The organism is Oscillibacter acetigenes (assembly GCF_025567605.1).
Classification (GTDB): Bacteria; Bacillota; Clostridia; order Oscillospirales; family Oscillospiraceae; genus Oscillibacter; species Oscillibacter welbionis.
This window is the reverse complement of record NZ_JAOQKG010000005.1, coordinates 320,524-343,342: the sequence shown is the minus strand read 5'-3', so window position 1 is coordinate 343,342 and position 22,819 is coordinate 320,524. Positions and strand designations below refer to the sequence as shown.

At 63.9% G+C, this 22,819-nt stretch carries 22 protein-coding genes, 2 tRNA genes and 1 pseudogene; 22 read left to right on the top strand and 3 right to left on the bottom strand.

Going from position 1 to position 22,819, the window contains the following annotated elements; genetic code table 11:
- The coding region (locus tag OCV80_RS12430; protein ID WP_267288438.1) for a bifunctional histidine phosphatase family protein/GNAT family N-acetyltransferase at positions 1-1,032 on the bottom strand (1,032 nt) is incomplete at its 3' end.
- 156 nt (positions 1,033-1,188) lie between these two features.
- Between OCV80_RS12430 and OCV80_RS12425 the strand changes: the two genes are divergently transcribed.
- Both OCV80_RS12425 and OCV80_RS12420 read left to right on the top strand, forming a co-directional pair.
- Positions 1,189-1,368 (top strand): hypothetical protein, encoded by a 180-nt coding sequence (locus tag OCV80_RS12425; RefSeq protein WP_021751346.1) that lies wholly within the window; start codon positions 1,189-1,191, stop codon positions 1,366-1,368.
- Positions 1,369-1,512: 144 nt separating this feature from the next.
- A tRNA-Ser gene (locus OCV80_RS12420) sits at positions 1,513-1,604 on the top strand.
- Positions 1,605-1,992: 388 nt separating this feature from the next.
- Here the strand turns inward: OCV80_RS12420 and OCV80_RS12415 are convergent.
- Positions 1,993-2,066, bottom strand: a tRNA-Gly gene (locus OCV80_RS12415).
- A gap of 114 nt (positions 2,067-2,180) precedes the next feature.
- On the opposite strand from OCV80_RS12415, the gene OCV80_RS12410 reads away from it, so the two are divergent.
- From OCV80_RS12410 to OCV80_RS12400, 3 genes are all read left to right on the top strand, one after another.
- Positions 2,181-3,302: a D-alanyl-D-alanine carboxypeptidase family protein gene (locus OCV80_RS12410; RefSeq protein ID WP_025545029.1), complete on the top strand. Its 1,122-nt coding sequence runs from the start codon at positions 2,181-2,183 to the stop codon at positions 3,300-3,302.
- Positions 3,303-3,432: 130 nt separating this feature from the next.
- Positions 3,433-4,767 (top strand): glucose-6-phosphate isomerase, encoded by a 1,335-nt coding sequence (locus tag OCV80_RS12405; protein WP_267288442.1) that lies wholly within the window; start codon positions 3,433-3,435, stop codon positions 4,765-4,767.
- A 160-nt stretch (positions 4,768-4,927) separates the two neighbouring features.
- Positions 4,928-5,338, top strand: a complete 411-nt coding sequence (locus OCV80_RS12400; RefSeq protein WP_021751350.1) for an ATP-binding protein — start codon at positions 4,928-4,930, stop codon at positions 5,336-5,338.
- A gap of 69 nt (positions 5,339-5,407) precedes the next feature.
- Here OCV80_RS12400 and OCV80_RS12395 read toward each other — a convergent pair whose 3' ends face one another.
- A complete protein-coding gene (locus tag OCV80_RS12395; protein ID WP_267288437.1) occupies positions 5,408-6,961 on the bottom strand; it encodes an S-layer homology domain-containing protein in 1,554 nt (517 codons plus the stop codon).
- Positions 6,962-7,179: 218 nt separating this feature from the next.
- Between OCV80_RS12395 and recJ the strand changes: the two genes are divergently transcribed.
- From recJ to OCV80_RS12310, 17 genes and pseudogenes are all read left to right on the top strand, one after another.
- Complete coding sequence (gene recJ, locus OCV80_RS12390) at positions 7,180-9,279, top strand: single-stranded-DNA-specific exonuclease RecJ (RefSeq protein WP_021751353.1); 2,100 nt, start codon at positions 7,180-7,182, stop codon at positions 9,277-9,279.
- Positions 9,276-11,489, top strand: coding sequence for a RelA/SpoT family protein (locus OCV80_RS12385; protein WP_036628787.1), 2,214 nt, complete (start codon positions 9,276-9,278; stop codon positions 11,487-11,489). The genes recJ and OCV80_RS12385 overlap by 4 nt, the downstream gene beginning before the upstream one ends.
- A gap of 1,183 nt (positions 11,490-12,672) precedes the next feature.
- Positions 12,673-13,119 (top strand): D-aminoacyl-tRNA deacylase, encoded by a 447-nt coding sequence (gene dtd / locus OCV80_RS12380; RefSeq protein ID WP_021748459.1) that lies wholly within the window; start codon positions 12,673-12,675, stop codon positions 13,117-13,119.
- Entirely contained in the window at positions 13,116-13,559 is a 444-nt protein-coding gene (locus OCV80_RS12375) for an ester cyclase (RefSeq protein ID WP_249390656.1), read from the top strand. The genes dtd and OCV80_RS12375 overlap by 4 nt, the downstream gene beginning before the upstream one ends.
- 85 nt (positions 13,560-13,644) lie before the next feature.
- Entirely contained in the window at positions 13,645-14,256 is a 612-nt protein-coding gene (locus OCV80_RS12370; protein ID WP_025545575.1) for an MBL fold metallo-hydrolase, read from the top strand.
- Positions 14,257-14,269: 13 nt separating this feature from the next.
- A complete protein-coding gene (gene hemZ, locus OCV80_RS12365; protein ID WP_267288436.1) occupies positions 14,270-15,739 on the top strand; it encodes a coproporphyrinogen dehydrogenase HemZ in 1,470 nt (489 codons plus the stop codon).
- 13 nt (positions 15,740-15,752) lie between these two features.
- A complete protein-coding gene (locus OCV80_RS12360; RefSeq protein WP_025545074.1) occupies positions 15,753-16,685 on the top strand; it encodes a uridine kinase family protein in 933 nt (310 codons plus the stop codon).
- A 48-nt stretch (positions 16,686-16,733) separates the two neighbouring features.
- Positions 16,734-17,126 (top strand): zinc ribbon domain-containing protein, encoded by a 393-nt coding sequence (locus OCV80_RS12355; protein ID WP_021748464.1) that lies wholly within the window; start codon positions 16,734-16,736, stop codon positions 17,124-17,126.
- A gap of 14 nt (positions 17,127-17,140) precedes the next feature.
- Positions 17,141-17,965 carry a purine-nucleoside phosphorylase gene (locus OCV80_RS12350; protein WP_136891354.1) on the top strand — a complete coding sequence of 275 codons (825 nt, stop codon included), beginning with the start codon at positions 17,141-17,143 and terminating at the stop codon, positions 17,963-17,965.
- An 82-nt stretch (positions 17,966-18,047) separates the two neighbouring features.
- Positions 18,048-19,712, top strand: a complete 1,665-nt coding sequence (locus OCV80_RS12345; protein ID WP_021748466.1) for a putative polysaccharide biosynthesis protein — start codon at positions 18,048-18,050, stop codon at positions 19,710-19,712.
- Positions 19,713-19,814: 102 nt separating this feature from the next.
- Positions 19,815-20,621: a nucleoside triphosphate pyrophosphohydrolase gene (mazG, locus tag OCV80_RS12340; protein ID WP_021748467.1), complete on the top strand. Its 807-nt coding sequence runs from the start codon at positions 19,815-19,817 to the stop codon at positions 20,619-20,621.
- A gap of 76 nt (positions 20,622-20,697) precedes the next feature.
- Positions 20,698-20,973 carry an HU family DNA-binding protein gene (locus OCV80_RS12335; protein ID WP_021748468.1) on the top strand — a complete coding sequence of 92 codons (276 nt, stop codon included), beginning with the start codon at positions 20,698-20,700 and terminating at the stop codon, positions 20,971-20,973.
- 74 nt (positions 20,974-21,047) lie between these two features.
- Positions 21,048-21,293: an RNA-binding S4 domain-containing protein gene (locus tag OCV80_RS12330; protein WP_025545076.1), complete on the top strand. Its 246-nt coding sequence runs from the start codon at positions 21,048-21,050 to the stop codon at positions 21,291-21,293.
- A 58-nt stretch (positions 21,294-21,351) separates the two neighbouring features.
- Entirely contained in the window at positions 21,352-21,636 is a 285-nt protein-coding gene (locus OCV80_RS12325) for a YabP/YqfC family sporulation protein (RefSeq protein ID WP_021748470.1), read from the top strand.
- Between the two features lie 6 nt (positions 21,637-21,642).
- Positions 21,643-21,849: pseudogene (gene yabQ / locus OCV80_RS16620) on the top strand (spore cortex biosynthesis protein YabQ); the annotation flags it as partial.
- A gap of 256 nt (positions 21,850-22,105) precedes the next feature.
- Positions 22,106-22,405 (top strand): FtsB family cell division protein, encoded by a 300-nt coding sequence (locus tag OCV80_RS12315; RefSeq protein ID WP_021748472.1) that lies wholly within the window; start codon positions 22,106-22,108, stop codon positions 22,403-22,405.
- A 123-nt stretch (positions 22,406-22,528) separates the two neighbouring features.
- Positions 22,529-22,819 (top strand): S1 RNA-binding domain-containing protein (locus OCV80_RS12310; protein ID WP_267288435.1); only part of this gene is annotated, 291 nt, incomplete at its 3' end.

Genomic DNA, 22,819 nt, shown 5'->3' with positions numbered 1-22,819 from the left:
CTTTCCCCCCGCCGGCCCGTCCGCCGCCGGAGAAAAGCCGAACTCCCGGTAAAAGCCCGCCGCAGCCTCCGTCTCCGGCGTGGGCAGCCGCAGGCGGTCCCGGCCCATGGGGCGATAGTGCATCACTGCCTGGCCGATCAGCTGCACGCCGTAACCCCGGCGCCGCCAGGGCTCTGCCACTGCCAGCAGGGGGATCCAGCCGCAGCCCCGCTCCGATTCCCGGCCGTCGTCAAAGGCCACCGCGCCCACAGGCGTTCCATCCAGATACCCCGCCAGTACAGGCGCCCCGGCGGACAGTGCCCCGGAGGTCCCCGCCCACGCCGCCGGAAACTCCGCCTGCTCCCGCGCCAGGGGGCGGAAATAGAGGCCGGGCTCCAGTCCGTTGGCCCGCTGCTTCACGGTGCATCCTTGGGTGAAGGCCGGGTCTGTCAGATGGCTCGCATCGTCCCGCCAGACCACCTGGATCCGCGCCCCCTCCGCCCGCAGCAGAGAGACAGCGGTGTTGCTGCCGGTGGGCGTCTTCCCCAGCTCCTCCAGCGGGATGCCCTGCAGGGCCGCCAGCAGCAGGCGGATGGCGCAGCCATGAGAGAACACCGCCGCCGTTTTTCCGTCATTGGCCGCCGCAATGTCCCGCACGGCCGCCAGCAGCCGGGTCTGGACTGCCTGGGGCGTCTCCGCGCCCTCTACGTGCCACAGGTGGAGCCGGTGGTTGAAGTTTTCCAGCTGCGCCGGGTCCTGCCGGGCGATCTCTCCCCAGGTCTTCTCCTCCCACACGCCCACGCAGATCTCCCGCAGGTCCCGCCGCCGGTGCAGGGGCAGGCCCTTGGGCTTGTATATGGCGCTGGCGGTGGCGCAGGTGCGGTAGAGGTCGCTGGCGTAGACCGCGTCGATGGGAATATCCGCGAATCGGCGCGCCAGCGCCTGGATCTGCCGCTCGCCCCGGTCTGTGATGCTGCTGTTGGCCTGTCCCTGGGCGATGCGGTACAGGTTGCCCTCCGCCTCTGCGTGGCGAATCAGATAGATGGTGGTCATGGTTTCCTCCGTCCGGGCCTGGGCCCGCCGTTTTGAGATTTGGATGTCGTTATCATCATTATAACGGATCTGCCGGTTTCTGGCAAATCGCTCTAACGCGTTTTTTTTCCGGGAAAGCGGCTATACTACGCTCAGGCCGCAAAGGAGTGACTGAAGATGAGAATGTGTACCGGATTTTGGGTCGGTATCGGCGCCGGACTGATGGCCGGCGCGGCAGTGGGAATGATGATGCCCTACGGCAGGGATCCCATGAAAACGCAGGTGGGAAAGAGTATCCACAAGCTGGGTGTCGCCGTGGACCATGCCGTGGACAGCATCGTTTCCGAAATGCGCTGACGCGCAGGGCGGGGAGCCTCGGCTCTCCGCCTTTTTTGATAAAATCGTTTTTGGGGCTTGACTTTGGGAAAAGCTCTGGTATAATAATAACGCTGTCGCATTTGGCGACGCCTCGTATACAGAAATTAGAACCAGAACAGCTATGGAGAAGTCGCCTAGTTGGTCGAGGGCGCATGATTGGAAATCATGTAGGCCCCTAAAGGGTCTCGAGGGTTCGAATCCCTCCTTCTCCGCCACAGAAAGCCTTGGAACCGTCAGGTTTCAAGGCTTTCCTTTTTTGCGTCCTGCAAGCGTTTTCGCCGCAGGAAAACCCCTTGGCGGAACGAAAGAGAGACATCTGCTTTTAGCAGATGTCTCTCTTTCATGGCAAGGGGTAACAATCCAAATCCTCTCAGGTCGGTCGAACTCTCTTGCATTCAAATTTGCAATTTTTCTTGAGAAGCATCTAACCGGCCTTCTGGCCGGCAGCGCCTTTGCGCCGTACAAGCGTTTTACCACAGGCAAAACCTTGGCGCAGGGCGAATTCACTTCGCCCGAGCATTTCAATCACTGAAGGGTGGAGCGACCAACGGGAGCGAAACCCAAAAGAAAATGCGACTTGTCGAAACAAGTCGCATTTTCTTTTGGAGCGGCTGATGGGAGTCGAACCCACCTATGCAGCTTGGGAAGCTGCCGTTCTACCGATGAACTACAGCCGCATCTGAGTTGTTATTATACCAGACCGCTTCATATTTTGCAACCCCCAAATCTTCTCCGGCATGAACGCCTTTTCGCGGACATAGATTCTACCATCGAAGCAAAGGGGGATCACCATGAAAAAACTCGTCGTGCTGCTGTGCGCCCTGCTGGCGCTGGGGAGCAGTGCCCAGGCGCTGGAAGTATCCGCGCCCTCGGCTCTGCTGATGGAAAAGGAGACGGGCACCGTCCTCTTCGCCAAGGACGAACATGCCAAGCTGGAGCCCGCCAGCGTCACCAAGGTCATGACGCTGCTGCTGACCATGGAGGCCATCGACGCCGGACAGCTCCACTATGACGACGTGGTCACCGCGTCGGCCCACGCCTGCTCCATGGGCGGCAGCCAGATCTGGCTGAAGGAGAATGAGCAGATGACGGTCAGCGATATGCTGAAGGCGGTGTGCGTTGTCTCTGCCAACGACTGCGCCGTGGCGCTGGCGGAGACGGTGGCCGGCAGCGAGGAGGCCTTTGTGGAGCGAATGAACCAGCGGGCCGCGGAGTTGGGCATGGCCGATACCCACTTCTGTAATGCCACCGGCCTGCCGGCGGAGGGGCATGTCACCTCCGCATACGACATCGCCCTTATGAGCCGGGAACTGATCCGAAACCACCCGGACATCCGCCAGTACACCACCATCTGGATGGATTCCCTGCGGGACGGGGCCTCCTCCCTGGTGAACACCAACCGCCTGATCCGCTTCTACCAGGGAGCCACCGGCCTGAAGACCGGCTCAACAGACAGTGCGCTGTACTGCCTCTCTGGTACGGCCGAGCGGGACGGCATGGAACTGATCGCCGTCATCATGAAGGCACCAACCTCCACCCAGCGGTTTGAGGATGCCACCAATCTGCTGAACTACGGCTTTTCCACCTACACGCTGGAGAATGTGGTGCCGGAGTCCGCCCTGCCGCCGGTGCCCGTGTCCCTGGGGACCCAGGCCACAGTGCAGCCGGTGCTGGGGGAGAACACGCACCTCCTGCTGGAAAAGGCCAAGGCGGGCAGCCTGCAGCAGCTGGTCACCCTGGCGGACTCTGTGGAGGCGCCGGTGGCGGCGGGCAGTCAACTGGGGACCCTCACCATCACCTCCGGGGAAGAGGTCGTGGCGGAGCTGCCCATCCTGGCAGGAGAGGAGATCCCACGGGTCACCTTCGGCCAGATGCTGGTCCAGATGCTGCGGACGGCCTTCCTCTGCGGCTGACGGCGGCGGGGGGCGCTGCACCCCCTGAAATCCCGGCGGATTGCGACCGCTTTCCCTTGTGTCCCGTTTCGGGGCATGGTATAATAAAGCAACAAACCCGCGCAGCTTTACGAAAGAGAGGCCGGTCATGATGCTGGATGTCAAATCGTTCCAATTACAGTCTTTTCTGCCCCTGCCCTATGAGGAGGTCCTGGCGCCGCGGCTGAAGCGGGCCCATGAGAAGCTCCAGAGCGGCAGCGGTGCCGGCGGAGAGTTCACCGGCTGGGTCCATCTGCCCCGGGACTATGACCGGGAGGAGTTCGCCCGCATCCAGGCGGCCGCGTCCCGGATCCGGGCCAACTCCCAGGCCCTGGTGGTCATCGGGATCGGCGGCTCGTACTTAGGCGCCCGGGGTGTCATCGACTGCCTGCGCTCTCCCAATTACAACCTGAAGCGCAAGGATACGCCCAACATCTACTTTGTGGGCAACGGCCTTTCCTCCGACGCCATGGGGGAGGTGCTGGACCTGGTGGCGGACGTGGATTTCTCCGTCAACGTGATCTCCAAGTCGGGCACCACCACCGAACCCGCCGTGGCCTTCCGCTTCTTCCGGGCGGCCTTGGAGAAGAAGTACGGCCGGGAGGGTGCCCGGGAGCGGATCTACGCCACCACGGACAAGGCCCGGGGCGCCCTGAAGTCCCTGGCAGACAGCGAGGGGTGGGAGACCTTGGTGGTCCCCGACGACGTGGGCGGCCGATACAGCGTGTTGACCGCCGTGGGCCTGCTGCCCATCGCCGTGGCCGGGGTGGATATCACCGCCCTGATGCAGGGAGCGGCGGAGATGATGGAGACCTGCACCGAAGCTTCCTTCCGGTGCTCTGCCTGGCGGTACGCCGCCATCCGGTACGAGCTGTACCGGGCGGGCCGGTCCATTGAGCTCTTGGCCTGCTATGACCCGGCGTTCCGGTTCATGGCGGAGTGGTGGAAGCAGCTCTTCGGCGAGAGCGAGGGCAAGGAGGGCAAGGGCCTCTTCCCCGCCAGCGTGGAGTTCACCGCGGACCTCCACTCCATGGGCCAGTACATCCAGGAGGGCAAGCGCCTGATGTTTGAGACCGTGGTGCGCCTGGGTCCCTCCGACCGACAGCTGACAGTCCCGGTGGACGAGGCGGACGGCGACGGGCTGAACTTCCTGGCGGGCAAGTCCCTGGACTTCATCCGGGACCGGGCCATGGAGGGCACCCTGCTGGCCCACACGGAGGGCGGCGTGCCCAACCTGATCGTGGAGACCTCCGGCAGGACGCCGGCAGACCTGGGGCAGCTGATCTACTTTTTCGAGTACGCCTGCGGCCTCTCCGGCTATCTGCTGGACGTGAACCCCTTCGATCAGCCGGGGGTGGAGGCCTACAAGAAGAATATGTTCGCCCTGCTTGGCAAGCCGGGCTATGAGGACCGGCGGGCGCAGCTGGAGAGCAAGCTGGAGGGGTGACCAGCCTCGGATTGGACGGCACCCGTCCTGCCGCCCACTGTCAATCTCCATTATGAACAAAGTTTGAATCTTCATTTCTCCATTGTTTTTCACGCGATCTTGTGGTATGCTTAACATACCGAATTTCCCCCAGCGACTTTAATTGACAGGAGTGATTACTATGGTCAGACTGATTATGGGCGTGAAGGGCTCCGGCAAGACCAAGCAGCTCATTGAACTGATCAACAACGCGGCGAAGGACGAGCCCGGCAACGTGGTTTGCATCGAGGCTAACCGCACCATGACATACGATATCCACTACCACATCCGCCTGATCGACGCCCAGGAGTACAATCTGGACAGCTACGAGCTCTTCCGGGGCTTCATCAGCGGCCTGTATGCGGGCAACTATGATATCTCCCATGTGTTCATCGACAACCTGTGCAAGACCATCGGCCGGGAAGTGGACAAGGACACCGAGAATTTCCTGAACTGGCTGGACGCCTTTGGCGAGAAGAACAACATCAAGTTCACCGTCACCATCAGCGCCGACCTCTCCCTGGCTACCGACGGGATGCAGAAGTTCCTGTAAGGCTGCTGCGCTTTCCCATATACACAGACGCCGCCTCTGCCAACTGGCAGAGGCGGCGTTTTTCAGGTTTCAGATTTGCACCTGGGAGGATCCGGCGTCCAGCCCCTCCAGCAGATTGTAATTGTCATAGTCCGCCACAGAGGACAGGTCGCTGAGGCACAGCTGGTCCACGCCGAAGAAAGCAGCCATCCGGGCCCGCTCCAGGGCGGCCTCGCCGTTGAGATACCACACCGCGGTGTCCCCGCTGCCGGAGGTGAGATAGGCGCAGGCGTAGCGGTCGGAGTAGTAATCTTTCGTCTGGGAGGCGGACAGCAGCTGCTCGATCTCGGCGGCGGAGGCCTGGCCGGTGTGCCGCCCATCCGTCCAGGCGGAGCCCGTGGTGGTCAGCAGCAGGCTGAGACAGTCGGAATCCACCTGGTCCGCCAGTTCGGCCAGGGCGTAGTAGACCTCCTCCAGCGGCGCCAGGGGGGCGATGGGGAAGTCCTCGGACACGTCGCCATAGTCCGCCACCCGCACCACCAGCTTGTCGGCCGGCTCACTCAGGGCGGCATAGTCATAGCCGTTGTACGCGGCTCCCTGCCAGACGGGCGCCTCCACCATCAAATAGAGCAGCCGGTCCTCTCCCAGTTCGGCCCGCAGCGCCTCCGCCAGCGCGGTGAAATCCTTCTTCTGGGCAGAAGAGAGCTCCGCCAGGTCCAGAAACAGCCCCTCATAACCGCCGCTCTCCACCGCGGCCGCCAGCACCTCTGCGGTGTGGCTGGGGTCATCCTTCAGTGCCGAGGCGCTCCCGCCCACATGCAGCAGCGGCACGGCACCGGCGGCGGTGATGGTCTCCTGCAGGGCGGCTGCGGTCTCTGCATCGGGGGTACCGGCGAGCCGGGACTCCCCGGCGTAGATCAGCCGGGCGCCGCCCACCGCCACGGCGCCATAGCCGGTCAGGTCTGTCAGACCCTCCGCGGAATAGGCGATGCCGGTTTTCTCCGGGGCCGCGGCGTGATAGCTGTCATACAGCCGGATCAGCATGACCGCCGCCTGCTCCCGGGTGGCAGTCTGATCCGGGGAGAAGGTGGTGGCCGCAGTGCCGTTCACCAGCCCCAGCTCATGGGCCATGGCGATATAGCCCACGTTGGTGGTCACATCTCGGAAGGGCATGGGCAGGTCCTGGGCCAAACCGGCGATGGTGCCGTAGCCCATGGCCCGCACCAGCATGACCGCCAGCTCCTCCCGGGTGATGGGCTCCCGGGGGCGGAACGTATCCGTCTGCCGGGTGATGGCCCCGTTGGCATAGGCGGTCTCCACCGCGCTGTAATACCAGGCACTCTTGTCCTGGTTGTCCGTATAGGACCCGGCCTCCGGTGTTACCATCTCCCAGCCGAACAGGCGGCACAGGGCCACCACAAAGGCCCCCCGGGTCATGGGAGCCCCCAAGCCGAAGCGGGTGGGCGTCTGCCCCTGGAACAAGCCCAGGTCCACAGCCCGACGGATGGAGTCCGCCGCCCAGTGGCTCTCCGGCACGTCGGAAAAGCCGGTGGAGGCCGCTGCCGCGGGCGCCGGCAGCGCCGCTGTCACCAGCAGGGCGCAGAGCAGCGCGCAGGAACAGAACCATTGCAGTCGTCTTTTCATGTTGTCATTCTTCGCTCCTTTAGCGTCAGATTTCTTTCAGATTCTGGCAGAGATGCCCGGATTCGCCCTCTGTCGGTATGCCATTGTACCAGAATCTGCCGCCGCCGTCAAACGAACGGTGTCGGAACGCAGAAAAACCTTTACGTTTCACCCCTTGCCTGCTATAATAATTTAGTTATGATGGCTTTTTATTACCTTTGAAAGGGAGGGAACGTGCCATGAGATTCAAAAAATGGAACATCGGGACCCCGGCTGAGCGGGACGTTGCCCTCCTGCGGAGTGCCGGATACCCCTATCTCCTCTCCACGGTCCTGGCGGCCCGGGGTGTCACCACTGCCGAGGCGGCGGCCGAGGCGCTGGAGCGGGACAGGAGCCTCAGCATGTCCCCCATGCTGATGCGGGATATGGACAAAGCCGTCGCCCGCATCCAGCGGGCGATCAGCCAGGGGGAGACCATCGCCGTGTTCGGCGACTACGACGTGGACGGCATTACTTCCACGGTTCTGCTGATGGACTATCTCAAAAGCTGCGGCGTCCGCTGCCTGCGGCATATCCCCCGCCGGATCGAGGAGGGCTATGGCCTGTCCAAGGAGGCCATCCAAGGCCTGCGGGACCAGGGCGCCACGCTGATGATCACCGTGGACTGCGGCATCACCGGCAACGAGGAGGTGGACTTCGCTGCCTCCATCGGGCTGGATGTGGTCATCACCGACCATCATGAGTGCAAGGAGGAGCTGCCGCGGGCGCTGGCAGTGGTGGACCCCCACCGCAGCGACTGCCCCTATCCCTTCAAGCATCTGGCGGGAGTGGGTGTGGCGCTGAAGCTGGTGCTGGCCCTGGGAGGCGAGAGCCGGGAGGATGCCCTGTTCGCCCGGTACTGCACCCTGGCGGCCATTGGCACCATCGCCGACGTGATGCGGATGGAGGGGGAGAACCGCACCATCGCCTTCTGCGGGCTGGAGGCCCTGCCCCACACGGACTTCGTGGGCGTCCACGCCCTGCTGAAGGAGGCGGGGCTTCTGGGCAAGCCCATCACCTCTGTCCAGATCGGCTTTGTGCTGGCCCCCCGGATCAACGCCGCCGGCCGCATGGGCGCGGCGGATCTGGCCGCGGACCTGCTGGAGACCGATGACCCCGCCCGGGCCGAGGAGCTGGCAAAGGCTCTGTGTGACCTAAACCGGGAGCGGCAGGCGGTAGAGCAGGCCATCTGCGCCGACGCCACCGAGAAGATCGAGCGCCTCCGGGCCGAGGACCGCAGCGCCCTGGTCCTCTCCAGCGAGGACTGGCACCAGGGCGTGGTGGGGATTGTGGCCTCCCGCCTCAGCGAGAAGTACGCCTGCCCAAGCTTCATGATTCATCTGAAAGACGGCGTGGGCAAGGGTTCCTGCCGGTCCTACGGCGGGTTCAACCTGTTTTCCGCGCTGGAGTCCTGCGCCGACCTGCTGGAGGGCTTCGGCGGCCACGAGTTGGCGGCGGGCTTTACCATCTCCGAGGAGAACATCGACGCCTTCCGGGCCCGGATGAACCGGTATGTCCGCTCCGCCTCCGGCGGGGAACGGGCGGTATCCTGCCTGGACGTGGACGCGCCCATCTCCTGCCCCGGCGAGGTGACGCTGGCGGAGGTGGAGCAGCTGGACCAGCTGGAGCCCTATGGCGCGGGTAATCCCCGGCCGGTGTTCGCCCTGCTGGGCGCCACGGTGGACGTCCTGCAGCCCGTGGGCCAGGGGAAGCACCTGAAGCTCCGCCTCTCCAAGGGCACGTGCCGGTTTGACGCCATCTTCTTCTCCATGACGGAGGAGACGTGCGGCGTGGCGGCGGGCATGCGGGTGGACGCGGCCTTTTATCTCCAGGCCAATACCTTCCGGGGCAATACCACCCTGCAGCTGCAGCTCATCGACATCCGCCCCTCTCTGACCCCCAGCCGCCATGAGGCGGCGGACCTGGACCTGCTCCACCGCCTCGTGGCGGGAGAGGGCCTCACCGGGCAGGAGCGGGCCCGGCTCCAGGCGTCCCGCAGCCAGTTCGCCGCCTTTTGGACCGTGCTGGAGCGGCAGCTCCGCCGGGGAAAGGCGGAGGAGGAGATGCTGCCCTTTCTGCGGCGGCTGTCGGCACTCTCCGGCGGGTGTGAGAGCTTCCTCCGGGCCGGCCTGGCCCTGGCCGTGTTCCAGGAGCGGGGCCTGATCGCCCTGTCCGTCCAGGGGGACCAGGTGACGCTTTCGCTGAATCCCATCCAGGGGAAGGTGGATCTCTTCGCCTGCCCCTATCTGTCCCGCCTGCGGGAGGACGCCGCCGGCAAGAGTGGAGGTGTTGTGTCATGACCATTCAGGAACAGTATGAGAACCTGGAAAAGACTGTCCGGGGCTACAATCCTGCGGCAGACTTCCAGCACATCCGGGCGGCCTTTGAATTTGCGGCAGAGGCCCACAAGGACCAGAAGCGCAAGAGCGGGGAGCCCTATATCATCCATCCCCTGGCGGTGGCGCAGATTGTGGCGGAGGAGCTGCGGCTGGACAGCGAGTCCATCGAGGCCGCCCTGCTCCACGACGTCATCGAGGACACCGCCGCCACCCACGAACAGGTATCCAAACTCTTTTCACCCACCATCGCCGACCTGGTGGAAGGCGTCAGCAAGCTGACCCGCATCCAGTACGCCACCAAGGAAGACGAGCAGATGGAGAACCTGCGGAAGATGCTCATCGCCATGAGCAAGGACATCCGGGTGATCCTCATCAAGATCTCCGACCGGCTCCACAACATGCGGACCATGGAGTACCAGTCTCCCGCCAAGCAGAAGCAGAAGTCTCTGGAGACTATGGAGATCTACGCCCCCATCGCCCACCGGCTGGGTATGCAGCGCATCAAGTGGGAGCTGGAGGACCTGTCCTTAAAATATCTGGACCCCATTGGCTACGAGGAAATCGTCTCCAAGCTGGAGGCCAAGCACCAGGAGTACGAGGACTTCATGCGCCGCATCCAGATCCAGATCGACGACCGGCTGAAGGAGCTGGACATCGATCACATCGTCTACGGCCGGATGAAGCATCCCTACTCCATCTACCGGAAGATGTTCAACCAGAACAAGAGCCTGGACGAGATCTTCGACCTGTTCGCCTTCCGGGTGATCGTGAACACGGTGGGGGACTGCTACAACGTTTTGGGTGTCATCCATGATCTCTACAAGCCCATTCTGGGCCGCTTCAAGGACTATATCGGCACTCCAAAGCCCAACGGATATCAGTCCCTCCACACCACGGTCATCGGCGCGGACGGCCTGCCCTTCGAGGTGCAGATCCGCACCAAGGAGATGCACGAGATCGCCGAGTACGGCGTGGCCGCCCACTGGAAATACAAGCAGAACGGCCAGGGCGCCGGCACCGAAGGGCGCTACGAGTGGGTCCGCCGTTTGCTGGAAAACCAGGAGGGCGCGGACGCAGAGGACTATATCCACTCTCTGAAGATCGATATGTTCTCCGATGAGGTGTTCGTCTTCACACCGGGCGGCGACGTGCAGAACCTGCCCGCCGGCGCCACGCCCATCGACTTTGCCTACGCCATCCACTCCGCCGTGGGCAACCGGATGGTGGGCGCCAAGGTGAACGGCCGGATCGTCACGCTGGACCATGTGCTGAAAAACGGCGACATCGTGGAGATCCTCACCTCCAAGAACGCCAAGGGTCCCAGCCGGGACTGGATGAAGATTGCCAGAAGCAGCGAGGCCCGCAGCAAGATTCGCCAGTGGTTCAAGAAGGAGAAGAAAGAGGAGAACATCGCAAACGGCCGTGCCGCCTTCGAGGCGGAGCTGAAGCACTGCGGCATCTCCATGAAGGACGTTCTCTCGCCGGAGATGCTGCCGGTGCTGTTGAAGCGGGTGTCCTACGGCTCTCTGGACGACATGTACGCCGCCATCGGCTACGGCGGCTTCACCGCCCAGAAGGCAGTGAGCCGGATCCAGGGGGAGCTGAACCGGGTGGCGAAGCTCCACCAGGCGGAAAAGGCCGCCGAGGAGCTGGCGGAGGCCAAACCGGCGGAGCCTGCCAAACAGCCCTCCGCTCCCAAGCGGGTGAAGAGCGAGCAGGGCATCATCGTGGAGGGCCTGGATAACTGCCTGGTGAAGTTCTCCAAGTGCTGCACCCCGGTGCCGGGGGACGACATCATCGGCTTTATCACCCGGGGGTACGGCGTGTCCGTCCACCGGTGCGACTGTCCCAACGCCTCGGAGGAGAAGCGATCCCAGCCGGGGCAGGAGGGGCGCTGGATCAAGGTCTCCTGGGGCGGCGACACCAACGACAGCTATCCCACGATTTTGGAGGTGGTGTGCAAGGACCGGCAGGGCCTGCTGCTGGACATCTCCGCTGCCCTCTCCACGACGAATACCTTTGTGCTGGGCATCAACTCCCGCAGTACAGAGGACCAGTTTGCCATCTTCCGGCTGGAGATCCGGGTGAAGGACGGCGCCCAGCTGAAGTCCGTCATGAACAAGCTGAACCAGATCTCCGGGGTGCTGAAGGTCAACCGACCGGCGGGGTGAGAGCGGCTTCCGCCGGGGTGATTCGATGGCGGAAGAGCTTCCGGGGGGATGTAGGGGCGGCGATCAACCGCCCGGAGATGATTTGGGCCGCCGAACGGCGGCCACGGGGGATTCTGCTCCCGCAGGGGGCCGCTTCCACGGGGGATGCGCCCCCCATTGTCGTCGTCGCAAAGTCCGCTCAGCTCCGTTTCCGCCTGCGGCGAAAACTGCGCCCGCTCCCTTGCTCCTCCTCTCCCCACCGCGCGGGGCGCGGCGGGGGCCCCTTTCGGTCTTGCCAAAAGAGAAATGGGCCGTGCACGGTCTAAAGAGAAAAGTGTGTGGCGCGCTGCGGTGCAGTGGCCCTCCGCGCTGACGGAGGTCGACGTATCGGTGCAAGCGCCGATTTTGGCCCGCCTTCGGGCACGCTTGGGCCTTCTGCGATTTTCCTAACTGCCGTCCCATGGCGGGAGTACCAACCTTGTCGGGGTGGTTATCGCATGGAATTGCTTCTCTTTTCGCTGCCGCTGGCTGCCCCTCGGGGGAACTGGCGTAGCGGGCCGATAAAGGCATCGGCCCCTACGGAGATACCGTCGGCCTTGCGCATTTTGTGGGGGCCGACCTGCGTGTCGGCCCTTGCGAGGGTGACGAAGGCCACAAGCCCGGTAGGGGCGGACGCCCTTGTCCGCCCGCCAGCACAAGCCGCCACAACCGCCCAGGCAGCGCGTAGCGACTGCGCAGCTGTTGGTGGCTCTGCCGTCTTACGGATGCGGCGTGCTCCCTGCGGGCAAGCGGAACGCGCGGAAGGAGGAGCCAGTGGAACACTGGTGACGGAAATACGGGGAGCGCCGCAGCGCGAGACAGGAAAAGAGGAGCGGTTCAAATGCGCCCGTGTCCTCCAATCCAAGACGCACTACGCCGCGGGAATCCGCCGCTAAGTCTGCACCGCACCCCGCCGCGCCCGTCGGGGGACCCTCGCAAACACGCAGGCACCCTCTCGCGCCGCCCCCCGTACAGCAACTTTGCACGCATGTGTAAAGTTGCGGCCAAAGCGCCTTTTTCTCTTATACCGGGCGCGGCGCGTTCTCTTTTTGGCGCTGACAAAAAGAGAATGGGGGCGCATCTGCACGGCCGTCAGCATGGCTGATATTCCCCGCAGAAATAGAAGCCTTCCATTTTGAGTGAACCATAGAAAGGAATCCATTGTATGCGTGCAGTTGTGACACGGGTGGCTGGTGCCTCCGTAACCATTGCCGGGAACGTCAACGGCCGGATCGGCCGTGGCTTCCTGGTGCTGCTGGGCGTGGGACCCAACGACACCGAGGAGACCGCCGACCGCCTGGCGGAGAAAATCTGCAACCTGCGGGTCTTTGAGGATGAAAACGGCAAAATGAATCTGAATCTGGAGCAGACAGGCGGTGCCCTGCTGGTGGTGTCCCAGTTCACCCTGTACGCGGACACCTCCTCCCGCCGCCCCGGCTTTACCGGCGCCGCCAAGCCGGACGCGGCCATCCCCCTGTATGAGCGATTCATGGCTCACTGCAGGGAGCGGGGCTTCGACGTTCAGCATGGGGAGTTCGGCGCTGATATGCAGGTGGACTCCCGGAACGACGGCCCCGTCACCATCCTCTTCGACACAGAGCGGCCCTTATGAGGGAAGCGGCGCAGGGCGGCGGCGAAATGGCGCCGCCGGAGCTGGTGCGGACGTTCTATGAGACCGTGGTCTCCCAGCACCGTCTGGAGGACCTGCCCCGCTTCGTCGAGGAGGGCTGCGTGCTCCGCCAGGGGGAGTGGACCACTCCCCTGGGTCCCGGCGGCATGGTGCGGCATCTGGCGGCTCTGCGGGAGACGTATCCGGATTACACGGTCCGCATCCTCCGCCAGCACTGGGCCGCGCCGTATGTCGTCTCCGAGTGTGTTATGGAGGGGACCCACCTGGGCCCTTGGCCCGGAACAGTCCCCACGGGAAAACGCCTGATCTTCACCGGCGTGAACATCGACCGGGTGGAGGGCGGAAAGATCGTGGAGCACGGCGGCGCTGTGAACACCTTTGAGACCCTGTGGGACGCGGGCATGATCCGCCCTGCGGAGTGACAGGGCATTTGTCCATTCCACACATGGGCGGGCGGGATTTCCGCCGCCTGCCTCTGATATTTTCATTTGGCAAGGGAGGTCTCCCATGAAGATCAAGTGCTTGCAGGTGGGCCCCATCGGCACCAACTGCTATCTCCTCTGCGACGAGGATGCCAAGACCTGCGCCGTCATTGATCCCGGCGGGGATGGGGCGCGGATCGCCGCCGCGGTGGCGGAAACCGGCTGTGTGCCCTGCGCCATCCTGCTGACCCACGGCCACTACGACCACACCGGCGCTGTGGGAGAGCTCCAGGCCAAATGGCCGGAGACCCCGGTGTATCTGAATCGCCGGGATGTGTACGCCGATGCCTGCACCCAGCAGCTGTTCCCGCTCCTCAGCGGGGACGTGCGGGACTACGACGAGGGGGACACGGTGGCTGTGGGCGGCCTGACGGTGACCGTTCTGGCCACCCCCGGCCACAGCGAGGGGTCTGTCACCCTCCGGTGCCAAGACGCCCTCTTCTGCGGGGATACGCTCTTTGCGGGCTCCTGCGGCCGGACGGACTTCCCCGGCGGGTCCATGGAGAAGATGATGGCCTCTCTGCGGCGGCTGGGGCAGCTGGAGGGAGACCTCCGGGTCCTGCCCGGCCACATGGAGGCATCCACCCTGGACCGGGAGCGGCGCTGGAACCCCTATCTGCTCCAGGCCATGCAGTGAGGAGGGCGCGCCCATGAAACTGGTTTTCCGCGGCCATGACGAGCGGTATGTGGTGGAGCAGAGCCTGATGAATCTGTTCCCCGGGGAACTGCCTGTCTACGAGCCGATCACCCCAGGCGATGACAGCTGGGCCGTGATCTCGCTGGAGGAGACGGGGGACCTCTGCCGGGTGGCGGTCTCCCTCTGCCGGGGCGGCAAGACCACCGAGCAGACCTATCAGGAGCCCCTCTCCGGCGGCGATTTCCAGCGGGAGGGCCTCCGCCGCCACGCCGTCGGCGCCTGCTTCTTCCTGGCGGCCCGGGCGGTCACCGGCGTGACGCCCCCCTGGGGAATGCTCACCGGCGTCCGGCCCGACAAGCCGGTGACCTGGGCCCTGGAGGACGGGAAGTCCCCGGAAGAGGCCCGGGCGTATTTGGAGGAGCACTATTTCGTCACCCCCTCCCGGGCCGCCCTGGCCCTGGAGACCGGCGCCACCGCGGCCAAGGCCGCCCGGCGGCTGGAGAAGCGGGACATTGACGTGTACGTGGGCATTCCCTTCTGCCCAACCCGGTGCGCCTATTGCTCCTTTGTCAGCCAGTCGGTGGAGCGGAGCTTTGCCCTGGTGCCCCCTTATGTGGACGCCCTGTGTGGGGAGATCTCCGCCGGCGGCGAGATGGTTCGCCGGGCGGGACTGCGGGTGCGGACCTTCTACATGGGCGGCGGCACCCCCACCACCCTGACGGCGGAGCAGATGGACCGGGTCCTCACTGCTTTCGAGACCTCCTTCGACCGTACCGCCTGTGAGGAGATCACTGTGGAGGCGGGCCGGCCGGACACCATCACGGCGGAAAAGCTGGTGGTGCTCCGCACCCACGGGGTCACCCGGGTCTCGGTGAACCCCCAGACCTTTGAAGAGAACGTGCTGCGGGCCATCGGCCGGTGCCACACGGCTGCGGACATCGACCGCGCCATGGAGCTGGTGGCCCGGTGCGGCTTCCCCCACGTGAACATGGACCTGATCGCCGGACTCCCGGAGGATACGGCGGAGGGCTTCCGCCGCTCCCTGGACCGGTGCCTGACCTACGGCCCCGACGATATCACCGTCCACACCCTGGCGCTGAAAAAGGGCAGCCGCATCCTGACGGAGGGACTGCGGATCCCCGGCGCGGAGACGGTGGCCGAGATGCTGGATTACGCCTCTCCCACCCTCCGGACCGCCGGATACCGTCCCTACTACCTATACCGGCAGAAGTACATGTCCGGCAGCTTTGAGAACATCGGCTGGTGCCGCAGCGGCGGCGAGTGCTGGTACAACGTGGACATCATGTCGGAGCTGTGCTCCATCCTGTCCTTCGGCGCCGCCGGGTCCACCAAGATGGTGGTGCCGGGCACCAACCAGATCCAGCGGGCGTTCAACGTGAAATATCCCACCGAGTATATCCAGCGGCCGGAGAAGTGGCAGGCCAATCAGACCGCCTTCGCCGCCTTTTATGAAGCACTGTGAAAGGAGCATCGCCATGGCCTATTCCCTGAAAGAGATCAACGACGCTGTCCGCTCTGACCCCAAGGGCTTTGCGGAGGCGTGCGACGCCGCCTTTGCCAAAAAAGTGGAGACGGCGGCCCAGAAGATTGCCGATCACCGGAAGGAGTCCCGCATCATCCTGTTGTCCGGCCCCTCCGGCTCCGGCAAGACCACCACGGCATTGAAGATCGAAGAGCAGCTGGAGAAAATGGGCATCCAGACCCACACCATCTCCATGGACAACTACTTCAACACCATCGACCCGGAGACGGCGCCCCGGAACCGGGAGGGCGCCATCGACTACGAGTCTCCCTTCTGCCTCGACATCGAGCTGCTGAACCGACACTTCTCCATGCTGGACCGGGGGGAGACCATCCACGTGCCCAAGTACGAGTTCGCCCGACAGATGCGCTCCGACATCCTGTCTCAGCCGCTGAAGCTGGGGCCCGACGAGCTGGCTATCTTTGAGGGCATCCACGCCCTGAACGACGTGATCGTGGGCAAGAATCCCAAGGCCTTCAAGCTGTATATCGCGGCCCGGTCCAATGTGGTGGACGAGGACGGCGCCGTGGTGTTCCAGCACCCCTGGCTGCGCCTGTGCCGCCGGATCGTCCGGGACTACAAGTTCCGGGGCAGCGACGCCAACTTCACCCTGAAGATGTGGCCCAATGTCCGCCGGGGGGAAAAGCTGTATATCTCCCCCTATAAGGAGAATGCGGACTTGATGTTCGACTCCTCCCTGCCGGATGAGGTGGCGGTGCTGAAGCCCTTCGTGGTCCCCCTGCTGGAGGCGCTGCCCCAGGGCAAGTATGAGATCGCGGACGACATCCTCCGGGGATTTGAGCGGATCGAGATCATGGAAGAGTCCAACATCGCCCCCAGCTCCCTGGTGCGGGAGTTCATCGGCGGCAGCATCTATCCCAGCTGAGCGGGGCTGCCCCTCTGCCCCAATCTTTCTTTGGAGGTCATACAAGCCATGAATGAGCGGTTGCAGGAACTGCTGGACGCGGTGCAGCGCACTGCCTCCCAGGTGGGCGGCAGTGCGGCGGATGCCGCCTACGGCATGGGAAAGCGGGCGGGAGAGCTCCTGTCCGTGGCCAAGCTGAATATCCGGATCATGGACCTGAAGGGAGCGGTGAGCACCGCCCTGCGGGAGGTGGGGGAGATGATCTACGCCACCCACACCGGCACCCTCACGGAGTCCGAGGTACTGCTGGCAAAGCTTCAGGAGATCGACGGGCTCCGCCAGCAGATCGACCGGCTGGAGCGGGAGATCGCTCGGCTCCAGGGCGGCGCGGTGTGCCCCTTCTGCGGGGCGGCCGCCCGGAGCGGCGACGTATTCTGCCGGGAATGCGGCCAAAAGCTGTAAGGAGGAAGCGTAAGATGGAATATACATTCGCACAATATCAGGAGAGCGCCCAGGCGCTGAGAGACCGCCTGGGGGCGTTCCGCCCCCGGTGCCTGCTGATCTTGGGCTCCGGCCTGGGCTCTTTGGGCAACGAAGTGGAGTCCCCCATTGCCGTCCCCTATGAGGATGTGCCCCACATGAAGCGATCCACCGCCCCGGACCACGCGGGCCGGTTCGTGTTCGGCCGCCTGGCGGGTCAGGACGTGGCGGTGATGCAGGGCCGCCTCCACACCTATGAGGGCTGGTCCTTTGAGGATGTCAGCTATCCCGTCCGGGTGCTGCGGCTGCTGGGGGCGGAAACGCTGGTAGTCACCAACGCTGCCGGCACGGTGAACACCGCCTTCTCCGCCGGGGACATCATGCTGATTACTGACCACATCAAACTCTTCGGTGTCAGCCCCCTTTGCGGCCCCAATCTGGAGGAGTTCGGCCCCCGGTTCCCGGACATGAGCCATGTGTACACGCCCCGACTCCAGGACACCGCCCGGGAGGCTGCGGAGGAGCTGTCCATCCCCCTGCGCCAGGGCGTCTATATGTACTTCCCCGGCCCCCAGTACGAAACGCCGGCGGAGGTCCGTGCCGCCCGGGCGCTGGGCGCGGACGCCGTGGGCATGTCCACGGTGCCGGAGGCCATTGTGGCCGCCCACTGCGGCATGGATGTGCTGGGCTTCACGCTCTGCACCAATATGGGGGCCGGGGTGCTGGACCAGCCTCTTTCCTCCGACGAGGTGCTTGCCGCCGCCGCCACGGCGGGGCCCCGGTTCTCTGCCCTGGTAAAGGCGTGTCTGGCCCGGTTATAAACGGCAGCGGCAGGCCATAGGCTCATAGGGGCAGCAGATTCCGCCGCCCTAGTTCTCTGTTGTAATTTGAGGTAATCGCTTCATGTCTAATCAAAAAAAGCAATCCTTCCTGGGCGGCGCCGCCATCCTGGCCGCAGCTGTCGTTGTGGTGAAATTTATCGGGTTCTTCTACAAAGTCCCCCTGAACAACATCCTGGGCGGCCCCGGCAAGACGTATTTCGACACTGCCTATAAGATTTACAATTTCCTGCTGACCTTCTCCACGGCGGGCCTGCCTCTGGCCATCTCCAAGCTGACCAGCCAGGCCCATGCCCAGGGACGGGAGAACGAGAAGCGGAAGATCTTCCGCACCGCCATCGTGCTGTTTTTCGTCCTGGGCACGGTGGGCGCCCTGTTTATGTTCTTCCAGGCAGAGGGCTTGGCGGGGTTTCTGGAGAACAGCCTGGCGGCCCAGCCCATCCGGGCGCTGGCTCCGGCGGTGTTCTGCGTGTGCCTGCTGGCCTGCATGCGGGGCTACACCCAGGGCCAGGGCAACATGACGCCTACGGCGGTTTCCCAGGTACTGGAGGCGCTTTTGAAACTGGCTATCGGTCTGCCGCTGGCGTGGTATGTACTGCGCATCGGCATGAGCCTGGAGATGGGCGCCGCCGCGGCCATCCTGGGCGTCACGGCGGGCACGGCGGTCTCCATGCTGTTTTTGGTGGGATATTTGGCGAAGCACCGGAATCGGACACAGTCCCTGGATGTCCCCTCCGGCAGCAGCCATCTGATCCGGCAGATCCTGGCCATTGGCATCCCCATCACCCTCAGCAACTCCGCAATGAGCATCCTGAACATCATCGACACCAAGATCGTCATGGGCCAGCTGCAGAACGCCCTGCTGCTGTCGGAGGAATCGGCCGCCGCCCTGAACGGCCAGTACAGCATGGCCATGGATATGCCCAACATGGTGGCCTCCTTCGTGTACCCGGTGACCATGAGCTTGATTCCATTCGCGGCGGCGGCTCTGGCCCGGCAGGACCATGCCGGAGCGGACCGGATCATCTCCTCCGCCTTCCGCATCATCGCCATTCTGGCCCTGCCGGCGGGCATCGGCCTCAGTGTCCTCTCCACGCCCATCATGGTCCTGGTGCTGCCGGCCCAGCGGGAGGATGCCCTGGCGGCGGGCCCCCATCTTCAGGTGCTGGGCATCGCCCTCATCTTCATCTGCCTGATGATCCTGACCAACGCTATCCTGCAGACCTACGGCAAGGAGAAGCTGCCCATCTTCACCGTGATCGTCGGCGGCATCGTCAAGATCATCATGAACTATTTCCTGGTGGGGAATCCGGACATCAACATCCACGGCGCACCCATCTCCACGCTATGCTGCTATCTGGTGATCGTGGTGCTGAATCTGTTCTTCGTGTGGAAATACTCGCCCCAGAAGCCACGGTATCTCGAAGTTTTCGCAAAGCCCGTGGCCGCTTCCCTGCTCATGGGCGGCGCGGCCTGGGCGGTCTATGGCCTAGCCAGCCGGGTGCTGGATGGGGCTTTCCTCGCCCTGGCACAGCAGATGTTTGCGGATCCGGATAAGATCCAGCTCTGGTCTGTATATCTGGCCAACGCCGCCTGTGTCCTGCTGGGCATCCTGGCCGGCGTGATCGTCTACGGTGTGCTGGTGATCGCTCTGCGGATCCTGCGGGCGGAGGATGTGCGGTCCATTCCCCGCGGGGAAAAGCTTATTAAACTTCTGCACTTAAAATGAGAAACCGGGCGGCCGCGCCCCCTTCCCAAGGGGGCGATCCGCTAAAATTCCTTGAAAAATCAGGGGTTTCCCGTGAATTTTTCTTGCAAAGGCAGGCATCTTATGGTAGAGTTTCAGCGTAAGGATTTTTACAGCTACGAGGATTTTCTGGAGATCATGCGGCTGCTGCGGGCTCCCGGGGGCTGCCCCTGGGACCGGGAGCAGACCCACAGCTCCATCCGCCGGAACTTCCTGGAGGAGACCTATGAGGTTCTGGACGCCATCGACCACGACGACGCCAGCGGCATGTGCGAGGAGCTGGGCGACGTGTTGATGCAGGTGGCCTTCCATGCCCAAATCGAGGCGGAGCGGGGCCGCTTCACCATGGCAAATGTGGTGGACGGCGTGGCCCGGAAGCTGGTGTACCGCCATCCCCATGTCTTTGGGGACGTGCAGGCGGATACCTCCCAGCAGGTCCTGGCCAACTGGGACGTGCTGAAGCGCCGGGAGAAGGGCCAGCGGTCCACGGCGGACGCGGTGGAGGCCGTGCCCCACACGCTGCCTGCCCTGTGGCGGGCGGAAAAAATTCAGTCCAAGACCGCCAAGGCCGGCTTTGACTGGACAAGCTCTCTCCAGGCACTGGACAAGCTGGAAGAGGAGGTCCGTGAGCTCCGGGCCGCCCTGGAGGCCGGTCAGGCCGCCGATGCGCCCCACGGCATCCGGGAGGAGCTGGGCGACACGCTGTTTATGGCCGCCAAAATCGCCCAGATGTCGGGCGTGGACCCGGAGGACGCCCTCCACCGGGCCTGCGACAAGTTTGACCGCCGCTTCCGCGCGGTGGAAGAGGCCGCGGACAAGCCTCTGCCGGAGTGCGGTGAGGCGGAGCTGCTGGCCCTCTGGAACGATGCAAAATCCCACGATCCGTCTTAATCGCGGGCGCGCCTGCCTGCGTTAGGAATAAATCATCTAGCAAGCGCATCACACATTGTATAGGAGGATAACATCCATGAACAAAGCTGAACTCATCAATTCTGTCGCCGCTTCTGCCGACGTTTCCAAGAAGGAGGCCGAGGCTGTTGTGTCCGCCACGTTTGACGCCATCACTGCCGCCCTGAAAGACGGCGACAAGGTGCAGCTGGTGGGCTTTGGATCCTTCGAGGTCAAGAAGCGTGCCGCCCGCGTGGGCCGCAACCCCAAGACCAAGGAGTCCATTGAGATCCCCGCTTCTGTAGTGCCCGTGTTCAAGGCCGGCAAGGCCCTGAAGGACGCCGTGGCGAAGTGATCTGACCCTGTGATTTCGGGACTGCCGGTGCTGTGGTGCCGGCAGTCCCGTTTCCCATGAGAAAGGAGCCGCCCATGCGTTTGGATAAATATCTCAAAGTCTCCCGCCTCATCAAGCGGCGGACTGTGGCCAACGAGGCCTGTGACAACGGCCTGGTCACCGTCAACGGCAAGCCTGCCCGGGCCTCCTACGACGTGAAGGTGGGGGACCAGATTTCCCTGCGCTTCGGCCAGCGCATCGTAACGGTGGAGGTGCTGGACGTCCAGGAGACGGTGCGCCAGGCGGACGCCGGCACGCTGTACCGGGAGATCGGCCGGTAAGGCCGGACGCATATTCTCCCCGCCCCTCCCATATAGTTGGGACAGGGAGGGACGCGGAATGAACGACTACAACAACGCCATGTCCCAGGCGGGCCACCGTCTGGAGCTGATCGGCCGGGAGCGGCTCACGGTCTCCGGAGTGGAGGACGTGGAGCGGTTCGACGAGACCGGCATCATCATGTCCACCAGCGTGGGAACGCTGGTCATTACCGGAGAGGACCTGCACATCGGCAAGCTGTCCCTGGACGGGGGCGAGCTCCATGTGGACGGCCGGATCGATTCCGTCTCCTATGAGGACGGCGGTCAGGAGCGGGGGGGCCTTTTCCACCGGCTGTTCGGGTGAGGCGCCATGGCCCCTGCTCTCTCCCAGCCGCTCCTGCTCTTCTGTCAGGCGATCCTGCTGGGCATGGCTGCGGCGCTGCTGTATGACCTGCTGCGGGCCTTCCGCCTGCGGCTGCCCCGCCTGACGTCGGCGCTGGACATCCTGTACTGCATGGCCGCGGGCTTGGCGGTCTTCCTCTTCATGCTCCGCCGGGCGCAGGGGCAGCTGCGGCTGTATCTGCTGCTGGGGGCGGTGGGCGGCGGTGTGCTGTTTTTCACCGCCTTCTCCCCGTTTTTGCGGCCGGTGTGGGATTTTTGGGTGGATACCCTGGCATTTTTGCTGCATCTGACCGCCATTCCCCTGCGGGGAGCGGAAAATTTGTGTAAAAAAATTGGCAGATGGGGAAAAAATCTCTTTTATTTTATTCGCAAATGTTATACAATAAAAAACACCAAGCACGGCAGAAGGCTTTACAAAGGAGGCGGGCGGCATGGCAAGAGCAGGACGGCAGCCAAAGAAGCGGTCCAGAGGAAGCGTCCTCACCAAGCTTCTGATCCTGGTGATTCTGGCGGCGATCGGACTGCAGCTGCGCAGCCTCCACAGCCAGGTGCAGGACGCCCAGGCCCAGCGGGACGCCCTGACGGCCCAGGTCCAGGCCCAGGAGCAGGAAAACGCCGCCCTGGCCGCGGACATCGCCGAGGGCGCCACCGAGGATAAGATGAAGGAGATCGCGCAGGAAGAGCTGGGGCTGATCTCCCCCAATCAGCGTGTGTTTTCTGTGGGCAACTGACCGGAGCCGGGCGACGAGGGAGGCGGAGCGCCTCCCCCGCTTGTGCCGGGAGCCGGTCTTTTTTGATACGACCCGCTTCCACGGGAGCGGGAAAACCATCCGGAAGGAGAAACAGTACACTATATGGAGCTTCAGGTAGGGAGCATTTTGGAAGGAAAGGTGACCTCCATCACCAAATTCGGCGCGTTCGTGGCCCTGGACAATGGGAAGTCCGGCCTGGTCCACATCTCCGAGATCGCCAACACGTTTGTCAACGACGTACATGACTACCTGCAGGAGGGGCAGGCCGTCAAGGTCCTGGTGCTCTCCACGGAGAATGGAAAGGTCAATCTCTCCATCAAGCGGACGCTCCCCAGGCCGGAGCGGCCCGCCCGCAGTCCCCGGCCCAGCGGCAGCCACCCGGCGGGGACGTCC